Annotated in this window: 1 protein-coding gene; it reads left to right on the top strand. The window is 66.3% G+C overall.

What is annotated here, in order from left to right; translation table 11 throughout:
• A partial coding sequence (locus AC1VAN_RS21980; RefSeq protein ID WP_480986763.1) for an efflux RND transporter permease subunit occupies nt 1-1,342 on the top strand: 1,342 nt, incomplete at both ends.

Raw genomic sequence — 1,342 nt, 5'->3', positions numbered from 1 at the left:
GAGCGATGCCGACCCGATCATCTGGTTCAACATGGTCTCCTCGACCATGGATACGCTGGAACTGAGCGACTACGCCGACCGCTACGTGGTCGACCGCTTCTCCAGCCTCGATGGCGTGGCCCAGGTCCGCATCGGTGGCCGCCAGCGCTATGCGATGCGCATCTGGCTGGACCGCGACCAGCTGGCCGCACGTGGGCTGACCACCGGCGATGTGGAAACCGCGCTGCGCAACGAGAACGTGGAACTGCCGGCCGGCCGCATCGAATCCACCGACCGCGATTTCACCCTGCGCGTGGAGCGCAACTACATCAAGCCGGAAGACTTCGCGACCATCCCGCTGGGCAAGGGCAGTGATGGCTATGTGGTGCGCATGGGCGATGTGGCGAAGATCGAGCTGGCYTCGGCCGARCGYCGCGCCTACTACCGCAGCAACGGCRAGCCSRRCATCGGCCTGGGCATCGTMAAGACCTCCACTGCCAACTCGCTGGATGTGGCGCGCACCGCGCGCGCCGAGGCCGAACGTGTCGCGCTGACCCTGCCCAAGGGCACGCAGATCTTCGTTGCCTTCGACAACACCACCTTCATCGAGGCTGCCGTCGACCGCGTGTACGCCACCCTGGTGGAGGCGATGATCCTGGTGCTGGCGGTCATCTGGCTGTTCCTCGGCAGCTTCCGCGCGGCGTTGATTCCTGCGGTCACCGTGCCGGTATGCCTGGTGGCGGCGTTCATCGCGCTGTACGCGTTCGACTTCTCGATCAACCTGCTGACCCTGCTCGCGCTGGTGCTGTGCATCGGCCTGGTGGTGGATGACGCSATCGTGGTGGTGGAAAACGTGCAGCGCCGCATCGACCTGGGCGAACCGCCGCTGGTGGCGTCCAAGCGGGGTACCGCGCAGGTGGCGTTCGCGGTGATCGCCACCACCGCCGTGCTGGTGGCGGTATTCCTGCCGGTCGGCTTCCTGGAAGGCAATACCGGGCGCCTGTTCCGTGAACTGGCGGTAGCCCTGGCCGCCGCTGTCGCGCTGTCGGCGTTCGTCGCGCTGACGCTGACGCCGATGATGGCCTCCAAGCTGCTCAAGCCGCATACCGGGCAGGCACCGCGCGGGCTGCACGGCTTCATCAACCGCAATCTGGAACGCCTGGCCGGCGCCTACGGCCGCGTGCTCGATCATCATGTCGATCGCACGTGGATCTACCTGCTGGTGATGGCCGCTGCGTTGGCGGCCAGCTGGCTGCTGATCAAAGTGCTGCCTTCGGAACTGGCCCCCGCCGAAGACCGTGGTTCGTTCCAGATCATGATCGACGGCCCGGAAGGCGCCGGCTACGACTACACCGTGCAGCAG

The organism is Stenotrophomonas sp. 05L44_2 (assembly GCF_056665995.1).
This window is presented reverse-complemented; position numbering and strand designations above follow the sequence as displayed.